Source organism: Amycolatopsis albispora (genome assembly GCF_003312875.1).
Taxonomy (GTDB): domain Bacteria; phylum Actinomycetota; class Actinomycetes; order Mycobacteriales; family Pseudonocardiaceae; genus Amycolatopsis; species Amycolatopsis albispora.
In genome coordinates, this window is the sequence record NZ_CP015163.1 from 7,020,175 (window position 1) to 7,043,532 (window position 23,358).

The 23,358-nt window shown below is 71.6% G+C and carries 25 protein-coding genes; 17 read left to right on the forward strand and 8 right to left on the reverse strand.

From position 1 onward, the window contains the following. Positions 1 to 3 precede the first annotated feature (3 nt). Both A4R43_RS33295 and A4R43_RS33300 read left to right on the forward strand, forming a co-directional pair. Positions 4 to 240, forward strand: a complete 237-nt coding sequence (locus A4R43_RS33295) for a glutaredoxin family protein (protein ID WP_113695711.1) — start codon at positions 4 to 6, stop codon at positions 238 to 240. Positions 241 to 297: 57 nt separating this feature from the next. Beyond that, positions 298 to 1,824 (forward strand): molybdopterin-dependent oxidoreductase, encoded by a 1,527-nt coding sequence (locus A4R43_RS33300; protein WP_113695712.1) that lies wholly within the window; start codon positions 298 to 300, stop codon positions 1,822 to 1,824. Between the two features lie 22 nt (positions 1,825 to 1,846). On the opposite strand, the gene A4R43_RS33305 is transcribed toward A4R43_RS33300, so the two are convergent. The 6 genes from A4R43_RS33305 to A4R43_RS33330 form a co-directional block, all read right to left on the reverse strand. Further along, entirely contained in the window at positions 1,847 to 2,869 is a 1,023-nt protein-coding gene (locus A4R43_RS33305; protein WP_113693096.1) for an IS110 family RNA-guided transposase, read from the reverse strand. A gap of 309 nt (positions 2,870 to 3,178) precedes the next feature. After that, entirely contained in the window at positions 3,179 to 3,985 is an 807-nt protein-coding gene (locus tag A4R43_RS33310) for a hypothetical protein (RefSeq protein WP_113695713.1), read from the reverse strand. After that, a complete protein-coding gene (locus A4R43_RS33315; RefSeq protein ID WP_113695714.1) occupies positions 3,982 to 4,305 on the reverse strand; it encodes a type VII secretion target in 324 nt (107 codons plus the stop codon). Before A4R43_RS33315 ends, A4R43_RS33310 begins: the two co-directional genes overlap by 4 nt. 58 nt (positions 4,306 to 4,363) lie before the next feature. Beyond that, positions 4,364 to 4,555: a hypothetical protein gene (locus A4R43_RS33320; RefSeq protein ID WP_113695715.1), complete on the reverse strand. Its 192-nt coding sequence runs from the start codon at positions 4,553 to 4,555 to the stop codon at positions 4,364 to 4,366. Further along, positions 4,552 to 4,848 (reverse strand): YbaB/EbfC family nucleoid-associated protein, encoded by a 297-nt coding sequence (locus tag A4R43_RS33325; RefSeq protein WP_162788675.1) that lies wholly within the window; start codon positions 4,846 to 4,848, stop codon positions 4,552 to 4,554. Before A4R43_RS33325 ends, A4R43_RS33320 begins: the two co-directional genes overlap by 4 nt. Positions 4,849 to 4,885: 37 nt before the next feature. Next, positions 4,886 to 7,585 carry an AfsR/SARP family transcriptional regulator gene (locus tag A4R43_RS33330; protein ID WP_162788676.1) on the reverse strand — a complete coding sequence of 900 codons (2,700 nt, stop codon included), beginning with the start codon at positions 7,583 to 7,585 and terminating at the stop codon, positions 4,886 to 4,888. Between the two features lie 259 nt (positions 7,586 to 7,844). On the opposite strand from A4R43_RS33330, the gene A4R43_RS33335 reads away from it, so the two are divergent. From A4R43_RS33335 to A4R43_RS33405, 15 genes are all read left to right on the forward strand, one after another. Further along, positions 7,845 to 8,660: a redox-sensing transcriptional repressor Rex gene (locus A4R43_RS33335; protein ID WP_113695718.1), complete on the forward strand. Its 816-nt coding sequence runs from the start codon at positions 7,845 to 7,847 to the stop codon at positions 8,658 to 8,660. Next, positions 8,657 to 9,979, forward strand: coding sequence for a glutamyl-tRNA reductase (locus A4R43_RS33340; protein WP_113695719.1), 1,323 nt, complete (start codon positions 8,657 to 8,659; stop codon positions 9,977 to 9,979). The genes A4R43_RS33335 and A4R43_RS33340 overlap by 4 nt, the downstream gene beginning before the upstream one ends. Continuing rightward, entirely contained in the window at positions 9,976 to 10,917 is a 942-nt protein-coding gene (gene hemC, locus A4R43_RS33345; RefSeq protein ID WP_113695720.1) for a hydroxymethylbilane synthase, read from the forward strand. Before A4R43_RS33340 ends, hemC begins: the two co-directional genes overlap by 4 nt. 93 nt (positions 10,918 to 11,010) lie before the next feature. Continuing rightward, positions 11,011 to 12,543, forward strand: coding sequence for a bifunctional uroporphyrinogen-III C-methyltransferase/uroporphyrinogen-III synthase (locus A4R43_RS33350; RefSeq protein ID WP_113695721.1), 1,533 nt, complete (start codon positions 11,011 to 11,013; stop codon positions 12,541 to 12,543). Between the two features lie 225 nt (positions 12,544 to 12,768). Continuing rightward, complete coding sequence (gene hemB / locus A4R43_RS33355; RefSeq protein WP_113698052.1) at positions 12,769 to 13,740, forward strand: porphobilinogen synthase; 972 nt, start codon at positions 12,769 to 12,771, stop codon at positions 13,738 to 13,740. A gap of 79 nt (positions 13,741 to 13,819) precedes the next feature. Then, complete coding sequence (locus A4R43_RS33360) at positions 13,820 to 14,323, forward strand: hypothetical protein (protein ID WP_236808437.1); 504 nt, start codon at positions 13,820 to 13,822, stop codon at positions 14,321 to 14,323. Further along, positions 14,320 to 14,778 (forward strand): hypothetical protein, encoded by a 459-nt coding sequence (locus tag A4R43_RS33365; protein ID WP_113695722.1) that lies wholly within the window; start codon positions 14,320 to 14,322, stop codon positions 14,776 to 14,778. The genes A4R43_RS33360 and A4R43_RS33365 overlap by 4 nt, the downstream gene beginning before the upstream one ends. Further along, positions 14,771 to 15,118, forward strand: a complete 348-nt coding sequence (locus A4R43_RS33370) for a hypothetical protein (RefSeq protein ID WP_205215123.1) — start codon at positions 14,771 to 14,773, stop codon at positions 15,116 to 15,118. Before A4R43_RS33365 ends, A4R43_RS33370 begins: the two co-directional genes overlap by 8 nt. Before the next feature lie 67 nt (positions 15,119 to 15,185). After that, positions 15,186 to 16,496, forward strand: coding sequence for a glutamate-1-semialdehyde 2,1-aminomutase (gene hemL / locus A4R43_RS33375; RefSeq protein WP_205215558.1), 1,311 nt, complete (start codon positions 15,186 to 15,188; stop codon positions 16,494 to 16,496). Continuing rightward, the gene (locus A4R43_RS33380; RefSeq protein WP_113695724.1) at positions 16,493 to 17,119 is read left to right on the forward strand and encodes a histidine phosphatase family protein; all 627 of its coding nucleotides are present in this window, start codon (positions 16,493 to 16,495) and stop codon (positions 17,117 to 17,119) included. The genes hemL and A4R43_RS33380 overlap by 4 nt, the downstream gene beginning before the upstream one ends. Beyond that, a complete protein-coding gene (locus A4R43_RS33385) occupies positions 17,116 to 17,685 on the forward strand; it encodes a TlpA family protein disulfide reductase (RefSeq protein WP_113695725.1) in 570 nt (189 codons plus the stop codon). Before A4R43_RS33380 ends, A4R43_RS33385 begins: the two co-directional genes overlap by 4 nt. Positions 17,686 to 18,028: 343 nt before the next feature. Continuing rightward, the gene (locus tag A4R43_RS33390; protein ID WP_113695726.1) at positions 18,029 to 18,802 is read left to right on the forward strand and encodes a cytochrome c biogenesis CcdA family protein; all 774 of its coding nucleotides are present in this window, start codon (positions 18,029 to 18,031) and stop codon (positions 18,800 to 18,802) included. Next, a complete protein-coding gene (gene resB, locus A4R43_RS33395; RefSeq protein ID WP_113695727.1) occupies positions 18,799 to 20,400 on the forward strand; it encodes a cytochrome c biogenesis protein ResB in 1,602 nt (533 codons plus the stop codon). Before A4R43_RS33390 ends, resB begins: the two co-directional genes overlap by 4 nt. 2 nt (positions 20,401 to 20,402) lie before the next feature. Continuing rightward, entirely contained in the window at positions 20,403 to 21,377 is a 975-nt protein-coding gene (ccsB, locus tag A4R43_RS33400) for a c-type cytochrome biogenesis protein CcsB (RefSeq protein WP_113695728.1), read from the forward strand. A 60-nt stretch (positions 21,378 to 21,437) separates the two neighbouring features. Further along, on the forward strand, positions 21,438 to 22,748 hold the full coding sequence (locus A4R43_RS33405; protein WP_162788677.1) for a MinD/ParA family ATP-binding protein: 1,311 nt from the start codon (positions 21,438 to 21,440) through the stop codon (positions 22,746 to 22,748). A gap of 9 nt (positions 22,749 to 22,757) precedes the next feature. Here the strand turns inward: A4R43_RS33405 and A4R43_RS33410 are convergent, their stop codons facing one another. Next, positions 22,758 to 22,955 (reverse strand): hypothetical protein, encoded by a 198-nt coding sequence (locus A4R43_RS33410; RefSeq protein ID WP_113695729.1) that lies wholly within the window; start codon positions 22,953 to 22,955, stop codon positions 22,758 to 22,760. Positions 22,956 to 23,105: 150 nt separating this feature from the next. Then, positions 23,106 to 23,318: a BldC family transcriptional regulator gene (locus A4R43_RS33415; RefSeq protein WP_113695730.1), complete on the reverse strand. Its 213-nt coding sequence runs from the start codon at positions 23,316 to 23,318 to the stop codon at positions 23,106 to 23,108. Between the last annotated feature and the right edge of the window lie 40 nt (positions 23,319 to 23,358).

The window sequence follows — 23,358 nt, forward strand, 5'->3', positions numbered from 1 at the left end:
GCCATGGCGCATGAGGTGACGGTCGTGACCAGGGAAGGCTGCTCGGCGTGCGTGCGCGCGGAGGCCGACGTGGCGCGGATCTGCGGTGAGCTGGGCGTCGCGTGGCGGACGTTCGATGTGGACAGTGACGCGGAATGGCGTGCCGAGTACGGCGACCGCGTGCCGGTGATCCTGGTCGACGGGGAAGAGCACGGGTACTGGTCGGTCGAGGAGGACCGGCTGCGCGCGGCGCTCGCGTAATCCACTCGTAAGGGCGCGAGGGCGGCTTTCCGGCTCGTCGGTGACCACGATGGAGGCATGAGCACACGCCTTTCCCGTCCGCGCGCGGCCGCGATCGGGGTGGTCGCCGCCGGGGCGGCGGCCGCGGCCGGGCACCTGCTGTCCGCGTTCCTCGGGCGGAACTCGTCACCGGTGGTCGCGGTCGGGAACACCGTCGCCGAGTTCTCGCCGGGCTGGCTGACCGAGTTCGGCAAGGAAGTCTTCTACGTCTACGACAAGCTCGCGCTGTTCGTCGGCATGGGCCTGGTGATGCTGGTGCTGGCCGCGGTCGCCGGGCTGGTCTCGCGGGCGTCGCGCACGCCGGGGCTGGTGCTCATCGGGGCGTTCGGTGTGCTCGGTGTGCTGGCCGTGCTGCGGCGGCCGGATCTCGGGCAGCTGGCGATCCTCGCGCCGCTGGCCACGCTGGTCGTCGGCTGCGGGGTGTTCTCCTGGCTGCACGGGCGGGCCGTCGCGGAGGAGGCCGTGGACGGCGGGCTGACCCGGCGCCGGTTCCTGGTCGGCGGGGCCGGGGTCGCGGCGGGTGCCGGGGTGGCCGCGCTGACCGGTGAGGTGATCGGCGTGAGCCGCGACGCGGAGCTTTCGCGGGCAGAAGTCGGTTCGCTGGTGCCCGCGCGGCCCGCGCCGGCGATCCCGGCCGACGCCGACTTCCGCAAGCTCGGCACGCCCGCCTTCCTGACCCCGAACGCGGAGTTCTACAAGATCGACACCGCGTTGTCACTGCCGCAGGTGCGGGCCGAGGACTGGCGGTTGCGCATCCACGGCCTGGTAGACCGGGAAGTCACGGTCACCTACGCGGACATCCGTTCCCGGCCGCTGGTCGAACGCGCGGTCACGCTGTGCTGCGTGTCGAACGAGGTCGGCGGGGACCTGATCTCGACTGCCACCTTCGTCGGCGTGGACCTGGCCGACCTGCTCAACGAAGCGGGGGTGCGCCCGGGGGCCGAGCAGCTGTTCTCCACCAGTGCGGACGGCTGGACCTGCGGCACGCCGATCTCCGCCGTGCTGGACCCGGGGCGCGGCGCGATGCTGGCGCTCGGCATGAACGGGGAACCGCTGCCGGTGAAGCACGGCTTCCCGGCGCGGCTGGTGGTGCCGGGGCTGTACGGCTACGTGTCGGCCACCAAGTGGGTCACCGACCTGGAGGTGACCACCTGGTCGGCGCGGCGGGCGTACTGGCTGGAGCGCGACTGGGCGCGGGAGGGGCCGGTGAAGACGCAGTCACGCATCGACGTGCCGAAGCCGTTCACCACGCAGGCGGCGGGGAAGACCGTGGTCGCCGGGATCGCGTGGGCGCAGCACACCGGCATCGACCGGGTGGAGGTGCGGCTGGACCAGGGCCCGTGGGTGCCCGCGACGCTGACCACGGAGGTGAACGCGGACACCTGGCGGATGTGGTGGGTGCAGCTGGACGTGCCGCCGGGGCCGCACCAGGTGTACTGCCGGGCGGTGGACCGGTCGGGCTACGTGCAGACGGGGGAGGTCCAGGGCACCGTGCCGGACGGGGCCACCGGCTGGCACTCGATCTCCCTCACCGCGACGGCCTGATGTCACGAATGAAGCTTCTATGTCAAGTGAGGTCGGTGGTGAGTGCTCGGTAGATGGTGTTGGCGAGGTGGCGTTTGAGGGCGCGGAGGGCGGCTTTGGTGGTGGCGTGGGGGTGGTGTTTGGTCCAGTTGTCGCGGTAGGTGCGGGCGGGTGGGTGGTGGGTGAGTTGGGTGATGGCGATGCGGTGGAGGCAGGTGTTGAGTTGGCGGTTGCCGCCGCGGTTGAGGCGGTAGTGGGGTTTGTTGGCTGTCCAGGTGGGGATGGGTGCGGTGCCGGTGTGCATGGCGTAGGCGGCGGGTGAGCGGAAGCGGGTGATGCCGGCGGTTTCGCCGATGATTTTCGCGGCGAGGACGGTGCTGACGCCGGTGATGGCCAGCAGGGTGGGGGCCAGGGGCTGGACTCGGGTGCGGAGTTGGTGTTCGAGCTGGGTGATCTGCTGGGTCAGGGTGGTGATCTCGGTGAGCAGGTCCAGGGCGAGGTCGCGGCGGACGCTGGCGGGCAGGGTGGACAGGGCGGTGGTGAGGGTGTGCTGGGCGCGGGGCCCGGTCAGGCGGGGGTGGGTCTGGTCCAGGGCGGGGTCGAGGTCGTGCAGGTGCCAGCGCAGTTGGTTGATGCTGGCGGTGCGGCGGTTGACCAGGTGTTCGCGCCGGTCGGAGAGCAGGCGCAGGTCCAGGGCGGTCTGGTCCAGGTGTGCGGTGGGCAGGTCGGGTTCGCGCAGGGCGGCGCGGGCGATGGCCAGGGCGTCGATCGGGTCGGATTTACCGCGGGTGCGGGCGCTGGCGCGGCAGGCGGCCATCAGTTTGGGTGGGACCCAGACCACGGTGGCGCCGGTGCCGATCAGGGTGCGGACCAGTCGCCCGGCCACGCCGCGGCCGTCTTCGACCGCCCAGCGCGGCCCGGTGCCGAACTGGGTGGCCCAGGACCGCAGCCGCAGCAGCCCGTCGGGGTCGGCGGTCACGGTTTTCTGCCCCAGGCGGCGGCCGGTCTGATCGACCGCGACCGCGGTGTGGCTGGACTTGTGCGGATCGATGCCAATGACCACCATGGACACCGCGTGTGTTCCTTCCCTAGCCGGAGAACATGCGTCTTTTCCGGGCCGGGCTGGTCGGACACACCTCAGTCGAGGTTGATGGCGTATGCCCACGCTTCTATCAAGTCAGGCCAGCCAGGCCCGGACCTTGATCACGCTGGACAATTCGTTCGCAAGCCAGCAACGGCAGTGGCTTTCAGAGTCACCACGCGATCAAGACCGGACCCTAACCGCCCACCACGAGCGGCCACACCAACCCTGACACTGAGTGGCTTTCGAGACGCGAAACGTCTCGAAAGCCACATTCGTGACATGGGGGGCGGCTCAGTTTCCGCCGCCTGCGCCCGCGCCGCCGGACGGGGCCTGTTGCCCCTCCCCGTCACCGCCGCGGCCGACGCCGCCCTCGGCGCCACCGCCCTGCTCGACGCCGCCTTCGCCGCCGTCGCCGCGTTCGACGCCGCCTTCCGAGCCACCTTGGGTGCCGCCTTCGGCGCCACCGCCCTGCTCGACGCCGCCTTCGGCGCCGCCCTGGGTGCCGCCTTCGGCGGAGCCGGGGCTCCCGCTGCCCGCTTCCGCCTCACCCGGCTCCGGCAGCAGCGACTTGAACTTCTCCCGCAACTGGTCGACCTGCTGCTGGAAGTGCTGCGCGAGCCCGATGATCTCGTTGATCGCCTTGATCACGCGCTCTTCGTCCTCGGCCTCCGCGGTGCCCGCGGCCACCGCTTCGGCGGCGGGCCTGGCGCCGTTCGCGATGCCGCAGATCTGTTCGGAGGTCGAGATGACCAGCTGTTCCATCTCCCCGGCGACCCGGCTGATCTGGTCGACGATCGCGACCAGTTCCTTGCGGTCGGTTTCCAGCTCCGCGAGTTCCTTCTCCGCCTCGGCGATCGCGGCCTCCGAGCCTTCGCCCTCTTCCTGCTTCAGCTCGGCGATGGTGGCCTTCTCCTGGTCGATCGCCTTGTCCAGGTCGGCGATCGTGACGCGCAGCTCCTCGGCGTAGGACCGGATCGCCTCGGGGTCGCAGTCGATGTGCGCGAGCACCTCGAGCGGGTCGGCGGCGCCGAGCTGGTGCGCCGCCGCCGACAGCGGGCGGCAGGCGTCCATCGCCTTCTGCAGTGCGGGATGCGTCATTGCTGCCGTCCCGCCGCCCGCAGGTCTTCCTGCGTCTCGGACTCGGCGCGGTCGTAGTCGGCCGCGGCCACGTCGAGCTTCCCGGCGAACTCCCCGCGGCGCGCGTGCCGCGTGCGCAGGCGCTCCAGCCGGTGCCCCACGGCCTTCTCGATGTCGGCGGCCAGCTCCGGGCCCGGCCCGGAAATGCCGAACGCCGCCGTCGGCACCTTGGCCGCGGAAATCGCCGACACCGCGGTGCCGACGGAATCGCCGCTCGCGCGGAACCCGGTGGCGGCGCCCCGGAGCCTGCCGGTGTCGACGCGGAATCCTGATCCGGTCATGGTTTCCCCCTTCGTACTGGTTGGTGCGATCGTGCCGGGCCCCGCTTTCGGCGGACTTTCATCGCGGTGGCAGCTCGAACGACGGCACCAGCCAGGTCGACGGCGGCTCGTGGTCGTCGTCGGACCGCACCTGGACCACCGCCGGTGGCGCCGAGATCTCCCCGTCCGCCTTCACCCAGACCGCCTTCCCGGCGGCGGGCACGCGGACCTCGGCAGGCGCGTCCGCGCTCGCGCGCACCCACGGGCTCATGTGCGGCCGAGGTGGTAGGCCCGGCGCTGTGCCACCAGTTCCGCGGCCGCGCGCTGGGCACCGGTGCTGGCCTGCAGGATCGCGTTCGCCAGCGTCTTGGCGTCGACCTTGCGCACCAGCGTCGAGTTCACCGAGACCGCGAGCACCTTGCCACCCGCGTCCACCTCCACCTCGACCAGGTCGCCGCGGTCGCGCGCGGTGACGGTCCGCTGGGCGAGGTCCTTGCGCAGCGCGAGCAGGCCCTCGTCGGCGCGGTTGTTGCGCGCGGCCAGTGCGTCCAGCGAACTCACCATGCCGGAAAGTGTGGCGCTTGCCGCTTTCATCGCGGTTTCACCCGATCTCGGCAAGCAGTTTCCGCACTTCCGCGGCCTCCGGATCGCTTTGCCGCGTGAACACCTCCAGCGCCTCGCGCAGGCAGTCGCGGGCCTCGCCGTCACGTCCGGCGCTGTGCAGGACCGCGCCGAGGCGGGCCTGAACGCGGGCGGCGCGCCAGCTTTCGCCGAGGGAACGGCAGATTTCCAGCGCTTCCCGGTAGGCCTCCATGGCGCGCGCGGTGTCGCCGCTGTCGCGGTGCAGATCGCCCAGCGTGCACAGGGTGAAGCGGCGGGCGGGCGTGTCGGCGGCCCGCCGGTGCACCTCCATCGCCGCGCGCAGGTACGACTCGGCCTTCTCGAACGACTCCAGCTGCCGGTGCACGTCACCGAGGTTGTTCAGGCAGTACCCCTCACCACGCGGGTCGCCGAGCGCGCGGAACCGGCGCAGGCCGTCCTCGTAGCAGGCCGCGGCCTCGGTGAACCGCTTCGCGTTGTCGTACACCACACCCAGGTTGTTCAGGTTCCACGCGGCGGCCAGCCCGTCGTACTCGGCGTCGAACAGCTCGGCGGCCTCCAGGTGGCAGGCGATCGCGCGCTCGTGGTCGTGCAGGTCGTCGTAGGCGACACCGAGCCCGTTCAGCATGTGCGCGCGGCCCAGCGGTTCGGCGGCCGCCAGCGCGGTCCGGTGCGTGCCCAGCCAGTCGTCCCAGCGACGGCACGAATAGAAGTAGATGAGCAGGGCCGACGCCAGCTGCCAGGCGACCGTGGTGAACCCGCGGGCCACGGCGTCGCGGACGGCCGCGCCGAGGTTCGCGCGCTCCAGCTCGAACCAGGCGAGCGCCGCGTCGCGGTCGGCGAAGGCGGGCAGGTGCTCGGGCGGCTCGACGGCGTCACTCCACATCGGACGGGCGTGCGGGTCGAGCACGGCACGCGCGTTGATCGCCGAATGCAGGTACCAGCCGAGGATCCGCCGGGACGCCGCGTCGTCCGCACCAGCCGACTCCCCGGCATATGCCCGCAGAAGGTCGTGCATCGCGTACCGGCCGTCGGCGCTCGCCTCGACCAGGTTCGCCCGCCGGAGCTGCCCGAGCGCCCGCCGCGCGGTCCGCAGGTCGGTCCCGGCCAGCGCGGCGACCGCCTGCTCACCGGTGTCGTGCCCGGGGTGCAGCCCGAGCAGCCGGAACACCCGCGCGGCTTCCGCTGGCAAATGCTGGAACGACCACGAGAAGGCGGACCGGACCGCGGCCCGCGGATCGCCGTCGGCGTCCAGCAGGTCGAGCCGGGCGCGCTCGTCGGCCAACTCCTCGACCAGCGCGGCGATGCTGCGGGCCGGCCGGTCGCGAATGGACTCCGCGGCGATCCGCAGCGCCAGCGGGAGCCGGGCGCACAGCTCGATCACCTCGGCGGCGGCCTCGGGCTCGGCGTCGACCCGGTCGCCGGTCAGCTCGCGGAGCAGGGTGAGCGACGCCGCCGCGGGCAGCCGGTCCAGCTCGTGCCGCCGCGCGCCGTTGACCGCGGCCAGCCCGGTCAGCGTGTCGCGGCTGGTCACCAGCACCACGCACGAACCGCTGCCGGGCAGCAGCGGCCGCACCTGCTCGGCGGTCCGCGCGTTGTCGAGCACGATCAGCAGCCGCCGCCGGGCGACCAGCGTGCGGAACTTCGCCGACCGCTCGGCGAGCACCGGCGACAGCGCGGCGCCGTCCGCGCCCAGCGCACGCAGGAAGCCGGCGAGCACGTCGGCCGGGTCGGCGGGCCGGTCGGGGCCGTACCCGTGCAGGTCGGCGTAGAGCTGCCCGTCGGGGAACCGGTCGCGCGTGCGGTGGGCCCAGCGCAGCGCGAGCGCCGTCTTGCCCGCGCCCGCGGTGCCGGTGATCACCGACAGCGGGGTGAGTTCGTCCAGTTCGGCGAGTTCGCGCTCGCGGCCGGTGAACCCGCGTGCCTGCGCCGGGAGCTGTGCCGGAACGGGTGACGCCCCGGCGGGCTCGGCCTCGCGGCCTTCGAGGATCGCCTGCTCCAGCTCCCGCAGTTCGGCGCCCGGCTCCAGGCCCAGCTCCTCGCGCAGCACCCGGCGGGCGGTGCGGCACGCGGCGAGCGCGTCGGCCTGCCTGCCACCGCGGTACAGCGCACGCACGAGCAGCGCGTGCAGCCGTTCCCGCAGCGGGTGCGCCGCGGCCAGCGCGCCCAGCTCACCCACCACGGCCAGGTGCCGCCCGGCGCTCAGCTCCGCTTCGAACAACGCCTCCAGCAGGTTCAGCCTGGTTTCGGCGAGCCGCCGCGCCTCGTCCGTGAGCAACGGCACGTCGAGTCCCTCGAACGGGGTGCCCTGCCACAGGTCGAGCGCCTTCCTGGCCAGCGCCGGATCGGTGACGGCCTCGGCGGCGAGTGATTCGAATCTCTCCGCGTCCAGCTCACCGGGCAGCACGCGCAGCAGGTAACCGCCCGAGTCGAAGATCAGCCGGGTGGGTGCGCCGAGCAACGCGCGCAGCCGGTGGACGTGCAGCTGGAGCTTCTGCGCGGCCCGGCGATCGGCCCGCTCACCCCACAGCGCGTCGGTCAGCACGTCCACGGGGACCGGACGGTTCGCCCTGGTCAGCAGCACTCCGAGCAGGATCCGCTGCAGCTTTCCGGCCGGCTGGGACGGCCCGTCGGCCCGGCGGACGCGCATCGGCCCGAGCACCTCGAACTCCATCACGTTCGCGCCGTTCGACACCGCCACCCCGCCCCACCTGTCCTTCCGCCCAGTGTGACGTGGAATACCGGCGTCCGGTTGCCGTTTTTCGGCGGATGGAAGATCGGCGGGTAACCTCGGTTCAAGCGCTCTACCAGTCACTTTGTGCATGCGTTCACAAGTGGCTACCGTAGTGCCATCGCCCCGCGCGGCGCCGGGTATCGAACACTGCGCCGGCCGCCGGGTCAAGGGTTGATTTTTCAACCCGGTTCTGGCAGCAGGAACGGCATCAACGAGGAGATCAGGCGTGGTCGCACAGCGGGGCCGCCGAGGCGGGTCGGCCAGGCAGGCGGGCACCCCCGACGCCGACAACGCGCCGACCGCCGAGATGCCGACCGTGGCCGACGCGCCGGTGAACGGCGCCGCCGTCGCCGACCCGGTCCGCGCCCGGTCCATTCCCGAGGCCGCCGTCGCCCGCCTCGCCGTCTACCTGCGGGTGCTCTCCGCGATGGCCGAGCAGGGCGCGACCACGGTCTCCAGCGAAGAACTCTCCGCGGCCGCCGGGGTGAACTCGGCGAAGCTGCGCAAGGACCTCTCCTACCTGGGCTCCTACGGCACGCGCGGGGTCGGCTACGAGGTTTCCGTGCTGGTCGGCCAGATCGAGCGCACGCTCGGGCTGACCCGCAAGCACAAGGTGGCCGTGGTCGGCATCGGCAACCTGGGCCACGCGCTGGCGAACTACGGCGGCTTCCCGGGGCGCGGCTTCCCGGTCGAGGCCCTGTTCGACCTGGACCCGGACCTGATCGGCGTGCCCGTCGGCGGGCTGCCGGTGTCCCACCTGGACGAGATCCCGCAGGTGTGCGCCGAGCGGGAGATCTCCATCGGCGTGATCGCCACCCCGCCCACCGCGGCGCAGTCGGTGTGCGACCGGCTGGTCGCCGGGGGCGTGCAGTGCATCCTCAACTTCGCGCCGGTGGTGCTCCAGGCTCCACCGCACGTCGAGGTCAGGAAGGTAGACCTGGCGGTGGAACTGCAGATCCTCTCGTTCCACGTGGCGCGCAGGGCGGATCAAGAAGCGAGTGAGAACGGCGTGGCGAACAACGGCATGGTGGTGCGATCGTGAGCATTCTGGCCATCGGGCTCTCCCACCGCACCGCGGACCTGACCATGCTGGAGCGCGCCGCCGTGCCCGCCGCCGAGCTGGGCAAGGTACTGCACGAGCTGCAGCAGGCACCGCACATCGCCGAGGTGATGGTGCTCTCGACCTGCAACCGCATCGAGGTCTTCGCGGTGGTCGACGCCTTCCACGGCGGGCTGTCCGACGTCTCGGCGGTGCTCGCGCGCCAGGCCGGGGTCGAGCCGGCCGCGTTGTACGACAACCTCTACGTGCACTACGCCGGTGCCGCCGTGGAGCACATGTTCTCGGTCGCCTCCGGCCTCGACTCGATGGTGATCGGCGAGTCGCAGATCCTCGGCCAGGTCCGCGCCGCCTACGCCTCCGCGCGTGAGGCGGGCACGGTCGGCCGCGTGCTGCACGAGCTGACCCAGACCACGCTGCGGGTCGGCAAGCGCGTGCAGACCGAGACCGGGCTCGGTGAGCTGGGTGCCTCCGTGGTGTCCGAGGCGCTGCGCGCCGCCGGTGAACTCGAGGGCAAGCACGCGCTGGTGATCGGCGCGGGTTCGATGGGCGCGCTGACCGGGTCCCACCTGCGTCGCGCCGGGATCGGCTCGATCACCGTGGCGAACCGCACGCTGGCCAACGCCCAGCGCCTGGCCGCTTCGATCGCCGAGCAGGGCGTGCCCGCCACCGCGGTGCCGATGACCGAGCTGACCGGCGCGGTCACCAAGGCCGACGTGGTGGTCTCCAGCACCGGCGCGGCCGACGCCGTGCTCGACTCCTCGCACGTGCTCCCGCGCGAAGGCCGGGAGCTGGTCATCTGCGACCTCGGGCTGCCGAGGGACGTCGAACCGGCCGTCGCCGAGCTGGCCGGCGTCCGCGTGGTCGACCTGGAGACCGTCCGCCGCCGGATGAGCGCGGCGACCGGCACCTCGGAGACCGACCGCCAGCTCGCCAAGGCCACCGGCATCGTGCTCGACGAGGTGCGCGAGTACCTCGCCGGCCAGCGCAGCGCCGAGGTCACGCCGACCGTCACCGCCCTGCGCAAGCGGGCCGCGGAGGTGGTCGACGCCGAGCTGCTGCGGCTGGACAACCGGCTGCCGGAGCTCGACTCCACGGTCCGCGAGGAGCTGGGCCGCACCGTCCGCCGCGTGGTGGACAAGCTCCTGCACGCGCCGACCGTGCGCGTGAAGCAACTCGCCGGGCAGGACGCCGGAACCGACTACGCCAGCGCGCTGCGCGAGCTGTTCGAGCTCGACCCCGCCGCGCCGCAGGTGGTCGCGCGTCCGTCCGAGAACCCAGAAACCCACGGTGAAACCCAGTGAGCAGGACCATCAGGATCGGCACGCGCGGCAGCAAGCTGGCGCTGGCCCAGACCGGCACCGTGGCCAAGGCGCTGGAAGACGCCGGCGCCGAGGTCGAGCTGGTCACCATCTCCACCCCCGGCGACCGCTCCAGCGCGCCGATCACCGAGATCGGCATCGGGGTGTTCACCTCCGCGCTGCGTGACGCGCTCACCGCCGGTGAGATCGACGTCGCCGTGCACTCGTACAAGGACCTCCCCACGGCGCCCGCGCCGGGACTGGTGATCGCGGCGGTCCCGCCGCGTGCCGACCCGCGTGACGCGCTGATCGCCCGTGACGGCCTCACCCTCGGCGAACTGCCGCCGGGGTCGACCGTGGGCACCGGCTCGCCGCGGCGCACCGCGCAGCTGCGCGCGCTGGGCCTCGGTTTGGAAATCGTGCCGATCCGGGGCAACATCGACACCCGCATGGGCAAGGTGTCCGGCGGTGAGCTGGACGCCGTGGTGCTCGCCAGGGCCGGGCTGGCCAGGGTCGGCAGGCTCGCGGAGATCACCGAGACGCTCGACCCGATCCAGCTGCTGCCCGCGCCCGCACAGGGCGCGCTGGCGGTGGAGTGCCGGGCGGACGACGCGGACGTGGCGCGGCTGCTTCAGTCCACTTTGGACGATGAGGCGACCAGGGTGGCGGTCACCGCGGAGCGGGCCATGCTGGCCGCGCTCGAAGCCGGGTGCAGTGCCCCGGTCGGGGCGCTGGCCGAAGTGGTGGAGGACCTCGACGAGAACGGTTCGGTGGTCGAGCGGGTCTCCCTGCGGGGTACCGCGGCCGTCGCCGGTGACGGCGAGGCGGTCGAGATGCTGCGGGCTTCCGCGGTGGCCGGGAAGGCCGAGGCCGACAAGCTCGGCCGCGAGCTCGCCGCCGAACTGCTCGACCTGGGCGCGGGCGCGCTGACCGCGAACTGACCGATTTTCGTTTTCCCTGGTCGGACCGGGGAGAATGCTTGCCAGCTGGCCGAGGTGTTCAGGCGGCCGATTGTAAAGAGGAGAGACGTGGAAATGACCCCCGCGCGCAAGACCACCGGGCGCGTCGCCTTCGTGGGCTCGGGCCCCGGCGACGCCGGTCTGCTGACCGTCCGCGCCCAGGAGTTGCTGGGCAAGGCCGAGGTCGTGGTGACCGATCCGGACGTACCCGCCGGCGTGCTGGCGTTCGCCCACCCCGACGCCGAGGTGCGCCCCGCCGTGGGGGACCCGGCCGAGGTGGCCAAGGACCTGGTCAACGAGGCGAAGTCGGGCCGGCTGGTGCTCCGCCTGGTCGCCGGTGACCCGCTGACCCAGCCCGCCGCGGTGGCCGAGGTGCAGGCCGTGGCCAAGACCAGCGCCGTGTTCGACGTGGTGCCCGGGGTTTCGCCCGGCGCCGCCGTGCCCGCCTACGCCGGGGTCGCGCTCGGCGGCACGCACACCGAGGTCGACCTGCGCGGTGAGGTCGACTGGGCCGCGCTGGCCGCCACCGGTGGCCCGCTGGTGCTGCACGCCACCTCCAGCCACCTCGCCGAAGCCGCCTCCGCGCTGACCGAGCACGGGCTCGCGCCGGCCACCCCGGTCGCGGTCACCTCGAACGGCACCATCAACACCCAGCGCACGGTGGACTCGACGCTGGCCTCGCTGTCGGCCGACGCCGGTGAGCTGGTCGGCCCGCTGGTGGTCACCGTCGGGCAGGCCGCCGGGCAGCGCTCGAAGCTGTCCTGGTGGGAGTCGCGCGCGCTGTACGGCTGGAAGGTGCTGGTGCCGCGGACCAAGGAGCAGGCCGGCGACATGGCCGACCGGCTGCACAGCCACGGCGCCACCTCGCACGAGGTGCCGACCATCTCGGTCGAGCCGCCGCGCAGCCCGGCGCAGATGGAGCGCTCGGTCAAGGGCCTGGTCGACGGCCGCTACCAGTGGCTGGTGTTCACCTCCACCAACGCGGTGCGCGCGGTGTGGGAGAAGTTCGAGGAGTTCGGCCTGGACGCGCGGGCGTTCTCCGGCGTGAAGATCGCCTGCGTCGGCGAGGCCACCGCGGCGAAGGTGCGCTCGTTCGGCATCATTCCCGAGCTGGTGCCGACCGGTGAGCAGTCCTCGGAGGGCCTGCTGGCCGAGTTCCCGCCGTACGACGACGTGCTGGACCCGGTCGACCGGGTGCTGCTGCCGCGGGCGGACATCGCCACCGAGACGCTGTCGGCCGGGCTGCGCGAGCGCGGCTGGGAGATCGACGACGTGACGGCCTACCGGACCGTCCGCGCCGCGCCGCCGCCAGCCGAGACCCGCGAGATGATCAAGACCGGCGGTTTCGACGCGGTGTGCTTCACCTCGTCGTCCACCGTGCGGAACCTGGTCGGCATCGCGGGCAAGCCGCACACCCGCACCCTGGTGGCCTGCATCGGCCCGAAGACCGCGGAGACGGCGACCGAGTTCGGCCTGCGCGTGGACGTGCAGCCGGAGGTCCCGAACGTGACCGCGCTGGTGGACGCGCTCGCCGCGCACGCCGCGCGCCTGCGTGCCGAGGGCGCACTGCCCCCGCCGCGCAAGGCCAAGCGCGCCCGCCGTTCGTAAGCCCGAGGCCGCCGTGTTTTTTGGTGACGAATTGTCAGAAAAGCGCGGGCTCATTTTCTGACAATTCGTCATTAAAATGAGCCTTCAGCCTGCTGGCCCCTGAGGTCGGGATGTCACGAATGTGGCTTTCGAGACGCGAGACGTCTCGAAAGCCACATTCGTGACACCAGGCGGCGGAACGGGGGCGGGCATTTCCGCGGAATAACGGGGAGTACCGTGGAAAGGGTGTTTCCCGAGCATCGTCCCCGCCGGTTGCGTGTCACTCCCGCGATGCGGCGCCTCGTCAGTGAGACCACGCTCCGTCCGCGGCAGCTGATCCTGCCGATGTTCGTGGCCGAGGGCGCCGACGCGCCCCGCCCGATCGCGAGCATGCCCGGCGTGGTCCAGCACACCCGTGACTCCCTGCGCAAGGCCGCGGTGGACGCGGTCCGCGCCGGGGTCGGCGGGCTGATGCTGTTCGGCATTCCCGAGCACCACGACGCCATCGGTTCCGGGGCCACCGACGAAAACGGCATTCTCAACGTCGCGCTTCGCGACCTCAAGGCCGAACTCGGCGACGAGACCGTGCTGATGGCCGACACCTGCCTCGACGAGTTCACCGACCACGGCCACTGCGGTGTGCTCGACGCGAACGGCGGCGTGGACAACGACGCCACCCTCGAGCGCTACGCGGAAATGGCGCTCGCGCAGGCCCGCGCGGGCGCGCACCTGCTCGGCCCGAGCGGCATGATGGACGGCCAGGTCGGCGTGATCCGCCGCGCGCTGGACGACGCGGGCTTCACCGACACCGGCATTCTCGCCTACTCCGCCAAGTACTCCAGCGCCTTCTTCGGCCCGTTCCGCGAGGCGGTCAACTCGCAGCTCAAGGGCGATCGCAAGACCTACCAGCAGGACCCGGGCAACGCGCGCGAGGCGATCCGCGAAATCGAGCTGGACGTGGCCGAGGGCGCGGACATGGTGATGGTCAAGCCCGCGCTCGCCTACCTGGACATCGTGCGTGCCGCCGCCGAGGTCTCGCCGGTGCCGGTGGCCGCGTACAACATCTCCGGTGAGTACGCCATGGTCGAGGCCGCCGTGGCGAACGGCTGGCTGAACCGCGAGGCGACGATTCTCGAGGTGCTGACCTCCATCCGCCGCGCCGGTGCGGACTCGATCCTCACCTATTGGGCGGCCGAAGCCGCGCGCTGGCTGGACTGACGCCCCACACCGTCGCCCACCGCCACCCTCAACGGAGCGTTCCGCGCCAAACCCTCTTCGAGTAACTAGGCTCTCCGCCGTGACCGAGACCCCCGAACCAGAAGGCCTGCCCAAGGCGCCCGCCCTGTCCGGAGACGACGCGAAGCAGGTGGCGGGCCCGATGCCGCAGCCGGTGAAGGCGTCCTGGTACCTGTGGATCGCCGCCAGCGTGGTGATGGTGCTCGGCTTTGTGCTGTCGCTGGCGCTGAAGCAGCAGATCATCGACCTGACGCTGGACCTCCCGCGCGACCCGCGGCTGACCGCCGAGCAGGTGGCCGGCGGCATCACCACCGTGCTGTGGACCTTCCTGGTCGGCGCGATCGTGTTCGCCGCGTTGTTCCTGCTGTTCGCCTGGAAGGCCAAGGACGGCACGCGCTCGGCGCGCACCGTGCTGACCGTGCTCGCCGTGGTGACCGTGGTGTTCCAGGTGCTGTTCTTCACCAACGAGGCCAAGCTGCTGGCGTGCGCGCTGATCATCGCCGCCACGGTCTGCCTCTACCTGCCCAGCGCGCGGCCCTACTTCCCGAAGCTGCCGAAGCGGTGACCGAGCCCCGGGTGCTGCTCGACGAGCCGGGTGCCGGGGGCGCGCCGCTGCTGTGGGGACCCGGGTTCGCGCTCGCCGGGTTCCTGCTCGAACTGCTCGCCGGCGGCCCGGTGCACGGCATCGAGTGGGTGCTGGTCGGGCTGGTGCTGCTCGGCGTGACCATGCTCTGGGTGTACGCGCGGCGCCGGTTCCTCAGCGTCAAAGTGACCACCGAAGCGCTGTGGCAGGGCCGCGAAAGCCTGCCGGTGGAACGGATCAAGGAACTCGACGACGTCGGCGCGCCGGTGGGCGCGAAGGTGCTCGGCGGTGGCCCGGCGGTGCCGCGCAAGTTCGACGGCGTGCCGCTCCGGCTCGACGACGGCAGCGTGGTGCTCGCCTGGGCGCGGGACGCGGAAAAGTTGCGCGCCGCGTTGCGCAGGGTCACCGGCATCGTGAGAGAGTCTGACGGTGAGTGAAACCGAGCCGGACTGGCCGCCGGAGCCGCCGACCACCCCGCAGCGCCTGCACCGCCCCTGGCGCGCGATCGTCGCGGCGGCCGAACTGGTGCTCGCCGCGGTGGCGGTCTGGCTGGCGACCCTGGCGTGGGACGCGTCGCTCAGCACCGTGCGGGTCCAGGCCTCGGACGGCGCCGAGCTGACCTCCTACCACTACGCGGGCAACTGGGTGCTCGCCGCGATCGTGCTCGGCGTCACGGCCACGCTGCTGGTGGTGGACGCGGTGCGGCAGTTCCTGCTCGCGGCGCGCGCCCGGCCGCGCAAACCACGCGGGGAACCGCGTCCCGTCACCGCTGACTGACCACAGTGGACAGTGAACGGCGGCTACCCGGCCGCTGGTGACCGCACTGCCGGTCAGCTCTGTCAGACTGGCGAACGTGACAGTCGAACAGTCCAAGGAATGGTTCGCGCGCGCGTCGGCCGCCACCCCGGGTGGGGTCAACTCGCCGGTGCGCGCGTTCAGCGCGGTCGGCGGCACGCCGAGGTTCATGGTGCGCGGCGAGGGCGCGTACCTCTGGGACGCCGACGGCAACCGGTACGTCGACCTGGTCTCCTCGTGGGGGCCGATGATCCTCGGGCACGCGCACCCGGCCGTGGTCGAAGCCGCGCGCGAGGCCGCGAGCAGCGGGCTGTCCTTCGGCACGCCGACCATCGGCGAGGTCGAGCTGGCCGAGGAGATCATCGCCAGGGTGGAGCCGGTGCAGCAGGTGCGCCTGGTCAACTCGGGCACCGAGGCGACGATGAGCGCGATCCGGCTGGCCCGCGGCTTCACCGGGCGGTCCAAGATCATCAAGTTCGCCGGTTGTTACCACGGCCACGTCGACGCGCTGCTCGCGCAGGCGGGCTCCGGGGTGGCCACGCTCGGCCTGCCGACCTCACCCGGTGTCACGGGTGCGCAGGCCGCGGACACGATCGTGCTGCCCTACAACAACATCGACGCCGTGCGGGCCGCGTTCGCGGACAACCCCGGCGAGATCGCCGCGATCATCACCGAGGCCGCCGCGGGCAACATGGGCGCGGTCGCCCCGGACCAGGGCTTCAACGCCGCACTGCGGGAGACCGCGCACGAAAACGGCGCGCTGCTGATCATGGACGAGGTGATGACCGGCTTCCGCGTGAACGCGGCGGGCTGGTTCGGCATCGACGCCGTGGCGGGCGATCTCTACACCTTCGGCAAGGTCATGTCCGGCGGCCTGCCCGCGGCGGCCTTCGGCGGCCGCACCGACGTGATGGCGCGCCTCGCCCCGACCGGCCCGGTCTACCAGGCGGGCACGCTGTCCGGGAACCCGGTGGCGGTGGCCTCGGGCCTGGCCACGCTGCGCCATGCCGACGACGCGGTCTACCGCGCGCTGGACGCGAACTCGCAGCGGCTCGGCGCGTTGTTCGGCCGGGCGCTCTCGGCCGCCGGGGTGGCGCACCACGTGGCCTACGCGGGCAACCTGGTCAGCGTGTTTTTCACCGAGGAGCCGGTGCGGAACTACCACGACGCGACCACCGCGGAGACCTGGCGCTTCCCGGCGTTCTTCCACGCGCTGCTCGAGCGCGGGGTGTACGCGCCGCCGAGCGCCTTCGAAGCGTGGTTCGTCAACGCCGCCATGGACGACGCCGCGTTCGAGCAGATCGAAGCCGCGCTGACCCCGGCCGCGGAGGCCGCCGCGGCCGCGAAGCAGGCGTCATGACCACGATCGTCCACGTGCTCCGCCACGGCGAAGTGCACAACCCGGAGGGCATCCTGTACGGCCGCCTGCCCGGGTTCCGGCTGTCCGGGCGCGGGCAGCGGCAGGCACTCACCGTGGCCGAAGCGCTGGCGGGGCACCAGATCGTGCACGTGGTGGCCTCGCCGCTGCAACGCGCGCAGGAGACCGCCGCGCCGATCGCCGACGCGCACCGGCTCGACGTGGCCACCGACGAGCGGCTGATCGAGGCGGGAAACCTGTTCGAGGGCAAGCGGGTCGCGGTCGGCGACGGCGCGCTCCGGCAGCCGCGGCACTGGCCGAAGCTGGTCAACCCGTTCAAGCCGTCGTGGGGTGAGCCCTACATCGAGATCGCGCACCGCATGCTCGGCGCGATCCACCGCGCGCGCACCGAGGCCGAGGGCTTCGAGGCGTTGTGCGTTTCACACCAGCTGCCGATCTGGACGCTGCGCCGGTTCCTGGAGCGGCGCGTGCTCTGGCACGACCCGCGTCAGCGGCAGTGCTCGCTGGCGTCGCTGACCAGCCTGGTCTTCGAAGGCGACCGGCTCGACCGGATCGTCTACAGCGAGCCCGCCGGGTACACCGATCCGAAGGTGACCGGGGCATGAGGAAGCTCACGGCCGTGTTTTCCGCGCTGGTTCTCCTGGTCGCGGGCTGCTCCACCGGGACCGACGCGGTCACGCGCGGCACGAACTTCGAGTTCGTCTCGCCGGGCGGTCAGGTCGACATCACTTACGAAGGCGACCAGCGCAAGCCGCTGCCGCCGCTGTCCGGTGAGGACCTGATGACCGAGGGGAAGCAGATCTCGGTTTCGGATTTCGCGGGCAAGGTCGTGGTGATCAACCTGTGGGGTTCGTGGTGCCCGCCGTGCCGCACCGAGGCGCCGGAGCTGGAGCGGGTGCAGCGCGAGGTGCCCGGTGTGCAGGTGCTCGGCCTCGACGTCCGCGAGGACAACCGCAACGCACCGCAGGACTTCGTGCGTGACCGCGGTCTCACCTACCCGTCCATCTACGACCCGCCGGGCCGGTCGCTGCTGATGCTGAAGGGCTACCCGCGCAACGCCGTGCCGTCCACGATCGTGCTGGACAAGCAGCACCGGGTGGCCATGGTCTTCCTGCGGGGCCTGCTCGCCAGCGACCTGATCCCGGTGGTGCAGCGGCTCGCGGCGGAGTGAGGGGTTTCCCGTGATGGGTTTTCCACCCCGGTAGTCGATTGTGACGACGGCGAAGAACCCCTTGTCAAGGCTGGGAAGCGTGCCTTGACAAGGGGTTCTTCGCCGTGTTTTGGGCTTTGGACCGGGATGGGGAGGGGCTGGGTGGGGTTTGTGGGCACCTTGGGCGCCCGGCTTCCGGCTGGGGCACGGGGGTGCGGCGCGAGTGTCACGAATGTGGCTTTCGAGGCGTTGAGCGTCTCGAATGTGGCTTTCGTGACAGCGGCGTAGGCACGGCGGCCATCTGGCCTGGTGGGCTAACCAGGGCCGCTCGGTTCACGGGTTTTTCATTCCTTACCCTGATCGGGTGGACCCAGTGACCGAGCTAGCGACCTCCGGTCCGCTGCTGCTCGCCGCCGGGGTGGCCCTGCTGGCCGGGGCGGTCTCGTTCGCCTCGCCGTGTGTGGTGCCGCTGGTGCCCGGTTACCTCGCCTACCTGTCCGCGCTGGTCGGCGCCGACGCCCCCGCGGTCAGCCCGGACGAGGCGCCCAAGAAGGGCCGCTTCGCCGTGGTCGGCGCGGCCGGGTTGTTCATTCTCGGCTTCACCGTGGTGTTCACGCTCGGGCTCGGCAGCCTGGTCTGGATCTCCGACGCGCTCCTGGTCAACCAGGACCTGCTGCAGCGCATCGGCGGCGTCGTCACGATCGCCATGGGCCTGGTCTTCCTCGGCCTGATCCCCGCGCTGCAGAAGGACATCCGCTCGCACCGCCTGCCGCGGGGCGGGCTGTGGGGGGCGCCGCTGCTCGGCGCGGTCTTCGGCCTCGGCTGGACCCCGTGCATCGGCCCCACCCTGACCGGCGTGCTGGTGCTGGCCAGCTCCACCGGCGACACCGCGGCCCGCGGTTTCCTGCTCATCCTGCTCTACTGCCTCGGCCTCGGCGTGCCGTTCCTGCTCATCGCGCTGGGCGCGCGCTGGGCCGTGCGCGCCACCGGCTGGCTGCGCCGCAACGGCCGCCGCGTGCAGGTCTTCGGCGGCGCGCTGCTGCTGGTGGTCGGCCTGCTGCTGGTCACCGGGCTGTGGGGCGAGCTGGTCGGCTGGCTGCGGGTGGCGTTCATCAGCGAAGTGGAGCTGCCACTGTGACGGTCACCTCGGACGCGCCCCCGCAGCGCCCGTACCGCGAGACCCCGGTCCGCCGCGCGCTGGGCTTCGTCCGCAACACCTGGCGTGGGCTGACCTCCATGCGCACCGCGCTGATCCTGCTCTTCCTGCTGGCGCTGGCCGCGCTGCCCGGTGCCCTGCTGCCGCAGCGCGCGCTGAACGCGCCGAAGACCGACCAGTACATCACCGACCACGGCTGGTGGGGTGAGCTGCTCGACCGGCTGCAGTTCTTCGAGGTCTACTCCAGCGTCTGGTTCTCCGCGATCTACCTGCTGCTGATGGTGTCGCTGGTCGGCTGCCTCGCCCCGCGCAGCGTCGACTACGTGCGCGCGATGCGGGCGAAGCCGGTGCTCACCCCGCGCCGGCTGTCGCGCATGCCGCACCACCACCACTTCGAGACCGCGGCGAGCGCCGACGAGGTGACCGCGACCGTCCGAACGCGACTGCGTGGCTGGCGCATGATCGAGCGTGCGGAAGAGGGCGGCGTCCGCACGATCAGCGCGGAACGCGGCTACCTGCGCGAGACCGGCAACCTGCTGTTCCACTTCGCCATGCTCGGGCTGATCGTGTTCTTCGCGATCGGCAAGATGTTCGGCTACGAGGGCCAGGTCACCGTGCTGGCCAACGGTTCCCAGTTCTGCAACTCGGGCATCTACGCCTACGACGCCTTCGAGCCCGGCCTCCAGGTGGACGGCACCGAGCTGAACCCGTTCTGCGTGAAGGTCAACAAGTTCACCGCGGAGTACACCGAGCAGCTGCAGCCGATCCACTACCAGGCCGACATCGAGTACCAGACCGCCGCGGACCTGGAGACCGGCACCTGGCACCCGTACCAGGTGAAGATGAACGAGCCGCTGCGCATGGGCCAGGACCGCGTCTACGTGCTCGGCTACGGCTACGCGCCGAAGTTCACCGTGACCTATCCCGACGGCACCACGCGCACGCAGGCCATCCAGTGGCGCCTGGTCGATCCGGGCACGATGCTGTCCGAGGGCGCCACCAAGTTCGACCCGCCGGGCATCACCGACACCGAGGAGCGCCGGAAGAAGCAGCTGGCGGTCACCGGCCTGTTCGCGCCGACCGCCTTCGTGCACGGCAACGTGCTCAGCTCGTCGAGCCCGGTGCTCACCGAGCCGGGCGTCGCGGTGGACGTGCTGCGCGGTGACCTCGGCATCGACTCCGGCCGCGGCCAGTCCATCTTCGAGGTCAACCAGTCCATGGTGGACAGTGGGCGGCTGGTCAAGGTGGCCCGCGAGAACCTGATGCTGGGCCAGGAGATCACCCTCGACGACGGCACCAGGATCCGCTTCGACGGGGTGGAGAACTACGCCTCGCTCCAGGTGTCCTACGACCCGACGCAGCTGTGGGTGCTGGTCTGCGCGATCGCCATGCTGCTCGGGCTGGTCGGCTCGCTGCTGGTCAAGCGCCGCCGGTTCTGGGTGCGCATCACCCCGCCCGCCGAGGACGCCGAGCTACGACGTACTGTAGTAGAAGTGGGCGGGCTGGCCAGGACGGACCAGGCCGGCTACGGCGAGGAGTTCAACCGGATCGCGGTCTCGCTCCACGAGAAGAAGGACTAGCCATGGTCAACGAGACGCTGTCGCAGTTCAGCGACCTGTCCTACACCACATCCGTCGCCGTGTACGTGCTGGCGATGATGTTCTTCCTGGTCGAGCAGTCCTTCGGGCGCAAGGGCAGGCAGGCGGCCCAGCGCACCAAGGAGCGGGCGGCGGTCGGCGGCGGTGGCACCGCCGTGCTGGCCACCACCGTGCCCCCGGTGGACGAGGCGCCGTCCCGGCGTGAGCGGGCCGAGCGGATCGGCCGCATGGGCGTGGCGCTGACCGTGCTCGGCGTGCTGCTGCACCTGGCCGCGCTGGTGCTGCGCGGGTTCGCCACGCAGCGCGTGCCCTGGGGCAATATGTACGAATACATCATGGCGGTCTGCCTGATCGCCGTGGCGACCTGGCTGGTGGTGCTGCGCAAGTCCGACATCCGGCACCTGTCGGCGTTCGTGCTGCTGCCGGTGGTCATCCTGATGTTCGTCGGCGGCACCATGCTCTACGCGGTCGCCGCGCCGGTGCAGCCCGCGCTCCAGTCGTACTGGCTGATCATCCACGTCTCCGCGGCCATCGTCGCCTCCGGTGTGTTCCTGGTGCCCGGCGTGGCCAGCGTGTTCTACCTGATCCGCAGCAAGCACGAGAAGAACCCGGCGAAGTTCGCCCGCTTCGGCCCCAAGCTGCCCGCGCTGGACGTGCTGGACCGCGTCGCCTACCGGACCACCGTGTTCGCCTTCCCGGTGTTCACCTTCGGCGTGCTGTGCGGCGCGGTGTGGGCCGAGGCCGCGTGGGGCCGGTTCTGGGGCTGGGACCCCAAGGAGACGGTCGCCTTCATCGCCTGGGTGATCTACGCGGCCTACCTGCACTCGCGGGCCACCGCCGGCTGGCGCGGCAACCGGGCGGCCTGGATCAACGTGCTGGGCTTCTCGGCCACCGTGTTCAACCTGTTCTTCGTGAACCTCGTCACCACCGGTCTGCACTCCTACGCCGGGGTCGGCTGACATCTCGCGGCGATCCCGGCTACCGTCGTGCCCAGTACGACTTGAGGGAGGATCGCGAAGGTGACCGGATCTGACGAGGTGCCCGGTCAGCAGCCGGAACCCGGGGACGAGCCCACCCAGTGGCAGCCCGCGCCCCCACCGCCGGCGGCCCAGCAGCCCGCTGGCGACCAGGCGCACTTCTCCGAGGAGCGCACCGACTCGGCGCCCCACCCGGCGGCCGGGTCCACGTCAGGACCGTACGACGTGCCCCAGGTGCCGCCGTACCAGCGGCCCTACGCCGACCCGTACGACCAGCAGCTGCCGCCGCTGCACCCGCAGCAGCAGTACGCCCAGCCCGGGTACGAGCAGCAGCCGCCGCCGCTGCCGCAGCCGCAGACCCCGCAGGGTCCGCCCGCGCCGGTGCTGCCGCCGGGCATGCTGCCCCAGCCGCAGCACGGCAGGCAGCCGCTGCCCGGGGACGACCTAACCACCGCGCACCTGGTCAAGCCCACCAAGCGCCGTCCGCAGTCCGGCTGGCGCAAGGCGCTCTACGTCGGTTCCGGCAAGCTGATCAACCCGGGTGAGAGCCCGGCCGACCGGCGCCGCCGCGAGCTGATCGCGCAGGTCAACCAGCCGCTGCGGGGCTGCTACAAGATCGCCATGCTGAGCCTGAAGGGCGGGGTCGGCAAAACCACCACGACCACCACGCTCGGCGCCACCTTCGCCTCGCTGCGGGGTGACCGCGTGGTCGCGGTGGACGCGAACCCGGACCGCGGCACGCTGTCGCAGAAGATCCCGATCGAGACCACCGCCACCGTGCGCCACCTGCTGCGGGACGCGGACAAGATCACGCGCTACAGCGACGTCCGCTCGTACACCTCGCAGGGTTCGAGCCGGCTGGAGATCCTGGCCAGCGAGCAGGACCCGGCGGTTTCGGAGGCCTTCTCCGAGGACGACTACCGGCGCACGGTCAACCTGCTGGAGCACTTCTACAACATCGTGCTCACCGACTGCGGGACCGGCCTGATGCACTCGGCGATGAAGGGTGTGCTCGACGTCGCCGACTCGCTGGTGGTGGTCTCGTCCGGCTCGGTGGACGGCGCGCGCAGCGCATCGGCCACTTTGGACTGGCTGGACGCGCACGGTTACGGCGACCTGGTGAAGCGCTCGGTCGCGGTGATCAACTCGGTGCGGCCGAAGGGTGGCTCGGTCGACCTGGACAAGCTCGCCGCGCACTTCGCCGCGCGGGTGCGCGGGGTGTGCCGCATCCCGTTCGACCCGCACCTGGAAGAGGGCGCCGAGATCGAACTGGACCGCCTGCAGGCGGACACCCGCCTGGCGCTGCTGGAACTGGCGGCCACCGTGGCCGACGGGTTCGCCGTCGAACGGTAAAGCCCGGTTTTACTTCGGGTCGTCGTCCTCGCGGGTCTTCTGCTGCTGCCGCCGCTGCTGCTCGGCTAGGCCGCGGAGGAAGTCCGGGTCGTCATCGGGGGCGACGGGCGGCTGTGACGACGGGACTCCGGGGCGCGGGGCGCCGAATGTTCGCCACAGGACAACGGCGACCGTCAGTGCTCCGATCGCCGCGAGCAGGTAGAGCATGCTCGATCCCTTCTGGCCTTGGTGCGCGGATGTGCTTCCCCCGAGGTTAACCCTTTTGCCGGGTTTGCGGGTGCCGGGTGTGCGATGCCCCCCGCGTCGTGACATGCGAACGGGGATGTCGTGAGACATCCCCGTTGGTTCGCAGGCCGATCAGACGCGGCGGGCGGGCTCGCTGGCGTCCGTGGTCAGCTCGGCGAGCAGCTCGTTCACTTCGGCTTCCCGGAACCGGCGGTGCCCGCCCGGGGTGCGGATGGAACCGATCCGCCCGGCGGTGGCCCAGCGGGTCACGGTCTTCGGATCGACTCGGAACAACGCGGCGACCTCACCCGGGGTGAGCAGTCGTCCTCCGACGGTCGCGGTCACTTTCCGCCTCCTTCACGACCTCGCGGCTATACCGGTAGGT

Bases quoted from the DNA above. Each gene is read 5' to 3' on its own strand.
- A4R43_RS33295 (WP_113695711.1), top strand. From the start codon at position 4: ATGGCGCATGAGGTGACGGTCGTGACCAGGGAAGGCTGCTCGGCGTGC.
- A4R43_RS33300 (WP_113695712.1), top strand. From the start codon at position 298: ATGAGCACACGCCTTTCCCGTCCGCGCGCGGCCGCGATCGGGGTGGTC.
- A4R43_RS33305 (WP_113693096.1), bottom strand. From the start codon at position 2,869: ATGGTGGTCATTGGCATCGATCCGCACAAGTCCAGCCACACCGCGGTC.
- A4R43_RS33310 (WP_113695713.1), bottom strand. From the start codon at position 3,985: ATGACGCATCCCGCACTGCAGAAGGCGATGGACGCCTGCCGCCCGCTG.
- A4R43_RS33315 (WP_113695714.1), bottom strand. From the start codon at position 4,305: ATGACCGGATCAGGATTCCGCGTCGACACCGGCAGGCTCCGGGGCGCC.
- A4R43_RS33320 (WP_113695715.1), bottom strand. From the start codon at position 4,555: ATGAGCCCGTGGGTGCGCGCGAGCGCGGACGCGCCTGCCGAGGTCCGC.
- A4R43_RS33325 (WP_162788675.1), bottom strand. From the start codon at position 4,848: ATGGTGAGTTCGCTGGACGCACTGGCCGCGCGCAACAACCGCGCCGAC.
- A4R43_RS33350 (WP_113695721.1), top strand. From the start codon at position 11,011: ATGACCCCCGCGCGCAAGACCACCGGGCGCGTCGCCTTCGTGGGCTCG.
- A4R43_RS33380 (WP_113695724.1), top strand. From the start codon at position 16,493: ATGACCACGATCGTCCACGTGCTCCGCCACGGCGAAGTGCACAACCCG.
- A4R43_RS33385 (WP_113695725.1), top strand. From the start codon at position 17,116: ATGAGGAAGCTCACGGCCGTGTTTTCCGCGCTGGTTCTCCTGGTCGCG.
- ccsB (WP_113695728.1), top strand. From the start codon at position 20,403: ATGGTCAACGAGACGCTGTCGCAGTTCAGCGACCTGTCCTACACCACA.
- A4R43_RS33410 (WP_113695729.1), bottom strand. From the start codon at position 22,955: ATGCTCTACCTGCTCGCGGCGATCGGAGCACTGACGGTCGCCGTTGTC.